General features: G+C 61.3%; 3 protein-coding genes and 2 pseudogenes. 1 reads left to right on the top strand and 4 read right to left on the bottom strand.

Translation table 11 applies throughout. The features are described from left to right. Positions 1-34: 34 nt before the first annotated feature. A protein-coding gene (locus BJI47_RS23040; RefSeq protein ID WP_254900348.1) for an IS3 family transposase occupies positions 35-1,458 on the bottom strand; the annotation gives its coding sequence in 2 pieces (ribosomal slippage) (positions 35-1,131 and positions 1,131-1,458; 1,425 coding nt in all). Positions 1,459-1,548: 90 nt separating this feature from the next. Between BJI47_RS23040 and BJI47_RS23035 the strand changes: the two genes are divergently transcribed. Then, positions 1,549-2,202, top strand: coding sequence for a tyrosine-type recombinase/integrase (locus BJI47_RS23035; RefSeq protein WP_088945936.1), 654 nt, complete (start codon positions 1,549-1,551; stop codon positions 2,200-2,202). Here BJI47_RS23035 and BJI47_RS25100 read toward each other — a convergent pair. From BJI47_RS25100 to BJI47_RS23025, 3 genes and pseudogenes are all read right to left on the bottom strand, one after another. Next, the gene (locus BJI47_RS25100; RefSeq protein WP_368655919.1) at positions 2,199-2,312 is read right to left on the bottom strand and encodes a hypothetical protein; all 114 of its coding nucleotides are present in this window, start codon (positions 2,310-2,312) and stop codon (positions 2,199-2,201) included. The genes BJI47_RS23035 and BJI47_RS25100 overlap by 4 nt on opposite strands. Positions 2,313-2,403: 91 nt before the next feature. Next, a pseudogene (locus BJI47_RS25095) lies at positions 2,404-2,841 on the bottom strand (transposase); the annotation flags it as partial. Positions 2,842-3,210: 369 nt separating this feature from the next. Further along, positions 3,211-3,446 (bottom strand): annotated as a pseudogene (locus BJI47_RS23025) (ISL3 family transposase); the annotation flags it as partial.

The raw sequence follows: 3,446 nt of genomic DNA, 5'->3' as shown, positions 1-3,446 counted from the left end.
CGGAATTTGTCAAGGTGGATGAGTCCAGTGGGTGTTACGCCGCTATCGAATCGTGCTCTTGATCGGTGTCAGTTGTTTCTGCTGGTTTGTTGATCCACGCGGTGTCTGGGAGGTCGAGGATTTTCGGTGCGGCAGTGCTGCCGAAGCGATGCGGATGTGCAGCGCGGGCGGCGTCGAGAACGAGACGGCGTTCGGCTGCCTTGCGTGCAGCCAAGCCGTAGTGGACATCGGCGGGAGTGTGCAGTCCGATACCGGTGTGGCGATGTTCGTGGTTGTACCCATCGGTGAAGATATCCATGAATTCCCTTGCCTCGCTCAGTGATCGGAACCGATCCGGGAAGCCGGGGCCGTATTTCAAAGTTTTGAACAACGACTCCGAGTACGGATTGTCGTTCGATACCCGAGGCCGGGAGTGGCTTCGGGTGACCTCGAGATCCGCGAGGAGTGTCGCGACGGTTTTACTGGTCATCGAGGTACCGCGATCGGCATGCACGACGTGCGGGACGCCATGGACCGCGAAGATCTGTTCCATCAATTCCTTTGCCAGCACACCGGATTCATGACTATGAACGTGCACTCCGACGATGTAGCGGGAGTAGATGTCGATCATCACGTACGCATCGAAGTACTGCCCTTTCACCGGGCCGGCCAGTTTGGTGATATCCCAGGAGTACACCTGCCGCGGCGCGGTCGCGACCAACTCTGGGCATGCCCTGGCCGGGTGCCGAGCGAGTCGCCGTCGATCGCTGACCTGTCTGTTCTCGCGCAACACTCGATACATCGTCGACACCGAACACAGGTAGATGCCCTCGTCGAGGAGTTGGGCGTAGATCTGTAGCGGTGCGAGGTCGACGAACCGGTCGCAGTTGAGGACGCCGAGAATACGTCGCCGTTCGCTGGTGGTGACTTTGTTGACCGGCTCCGCCGCTGGTTCCTGCGGCACCGGCGGTGTCGGTGCTGTAGCTGCGGCACTTCGACGTGTCGCCGTCGATCGGTGCAGACCGGTGAGAACGCTGCCCTCGCGGGAGCTAATTCCGATGCCGGTCAGTGTGGTGTACGCAGTGGTCATCGCTTGTTGTTCTTCTCGTCGAAATCCGCGCTCTCGGAGAGAGATTCCAAGAGCGCGTGTGCTTTTCCCATGATATCCAGTGCGGCTTCGGTGGTGTTCAGTCGCTTGTTCGCGCGGTTCAATTCACGGGTGAGGCGGGCGATCTCGGCTTGCTCGGCGGTAAGCTTGCCGACCTTCTCGCCGGGCTTTTTGCCGACGAGAACACCGGCGTCGCGGTGTTTGCGCCATTCGCTGATCAACGACGAATACAGTCCCTCGCGGCGTAGGTATGCCCCGCCGTCGCCGCTCTGGCAGGCTTGCTCGTAAGCACGCACGTGTTCGATTTTCTCCGCCGCGGTGAACGCCCGTCGCCGTCGTGGTCCGTCTGCTCTCGGATGCGCTGAATCCATGCGTTCATTGTCGCCGCTGACCGGCGTCTTGGTGGTGATGGCCATGGTGTGTGTCGATCCGTATCTCGCCCTGCATCAGGCCGGGTTGCTATGAACCACTGGACTCACCTCACCCTGGCACGCAGGGGATCCCGCATCCGCCGGGGACTCGCCGACGCAATCCGGGCGGCCGATCTTCTCGGCCCCGACGGTGCCTACCTCACTGTCACACCACACCAACTACGCCACACCTACGCAACCTCTCTGGTCAACGCCGGAATGAGCCTGCAGGCACTGATGGCACTACTGGGTCACTCTCGACCCGAGATGACCATCCGATACGCTCACCTCGCCAACAGCAGCGTCCACGGCGCATACGAGGCCGCCATGAACCGGCTCCACGCCACCAGAGAACTTCCCCTGGTCATCGGCGACAAACCAGTCATCCCGGACCGAATCGAGTGGCTGCACAGCGAGATGATCAAGACCCGCGTAGCGCGCGGATACTGCTCGCGGCACCTCGCAGCAGAAGCCTGCCCCTACGCAAACATTTGCGAGCAGTGTGACAACTTCACCACCACAACAGAATTCATACCTCAGCTCAAGCAGCAACTATCCGACGAGAAAGTGCTCCGCGACGATGCCCACGCACGCGGATGGGACAGTGAAGTCGCCCGCCACGCCCGCGTCACCACCAGCATCCAACGGCACCTCGACAACCTCAAACCCGACACACGGGTTGACCCAGGCCCGAGGGCCGGTTAAACGCGGATCGTTTCACTTGTCTGGACCAGCCGGTTGTAGCCTTCCGTTCTGGCGTTGGCAAGGCCGGTGGTGATGAACGCGTTGATCTCGGGCCACCACGTGTCGACCATCTTCGCCAACGTGATCAATTCCGGGATACTTCGAATCGGCACACCACATGAAGAATCGGTGCAGTCGATGTGAGGTTCGATGCCGATCCCCGCCGTCACGGACGGTCGAAAGCAGGGTCCGTAGTTCCTCTTTCGCGATGTATGCCGATAGGATCTGTGCGCTTGGGTCCTGGGCATCGATCTCGTTCCACATTCGAGTGAAACCATTGTCCGACATACATTCCCGCGCTCGGAGTAGTCGCCTTCGGTTCGCGCACTCGGGGTCGATCGCCCGCCCCCTGCGGGCTCGTTGATCCCATGTCACTCGCTGGCGGACCTTGGTGACCGCGTCATTGGCTTTGGCGACAAGATGGAAGTGATCGACCACCAACACTGCGTTCGGTAGCAGATCCGGGGTTCGGACCGCAGCCGCATAGACAGCGGCGGGATCGATCGCGACGTACTCGATGCCGTCCCGGAACCGCTCAGAGCGAGCGTTCAGCCACTTCACTACTGCCGCCGTGGTTCGGCCGCTCTGCTGCCCGAGCATGCCCTGTGAGCCACTGATATCGACGAATCCGGTGTCCCACGGATCGGTGCGCACCCAGGTTCCGGTCCTCTCGCAGCGATCCCACCGGGGCTTGCCGCGTCGGGTCTCGTCGATCCCCAACACTCGAACCGGATCCGGTTCGGTCAGTACCTGCTCGGCCAGAGCGACGAACCGTCGATGCGCCGTCGGCCACGACACACCATGCGCTGCGGCGACCTCCGTAACCGATCGGGCGGCGTTGCCGATCGCATAACCCATTGCGCGCCCGAGCCGGCCGGTCAGTCTCGCCCGCGGCGGTATCTCCTCGATACTCTCCGTGAACGACCCACGCGAGCAGTAGTCTTCTCTGCATCTCCACCGGGTCTTGTTTCACTGCAATTGAATTGACTGCTCGCCGTAGGCGATATCCTTAGGCTTCGTGATCGCGTTGCCCGTGATCGACGTCGAGACCACTCCACACGACGGGCACGCCGCGGCCCGATCGTCGTCGGTGAAGAACTCCACTAACCGAACTCCATTCGAGTCCATGGACACGCGATGCACGCGTACTCCGGGCAGCCCGAACAGCACTGTCGTACCCTGATTCATACCCTTGGTCTTCCTGT

This window comes from Rhodococcus sp. 1168, assembly GCF_002091955.1.
GTDB lineage: Bacteria > Actinomycetota > Actinomycetes > Mycobacteriales > Mycobacteriaceae > Rhodococcoides.
This window is presented reverse-complemented; position numbering and strand designations above follow the sequence as displayed.

Coding starts and splice junctions, on each gene's coding strand:
- BJI47_RS23035 (WP_088945936.1), top strand. CDS start 1,549: ATGAACCACTGGACTCACCTCACCCTGGCACGCAGGGGATCCCGCATC.
- BJI47_RS25100 (WP_368655919.1), bottom strand. CDS start 2,312: ATGGTCGACACGTGGTGGCCCGAGATCAACGCGTTCATCACCACCGGC.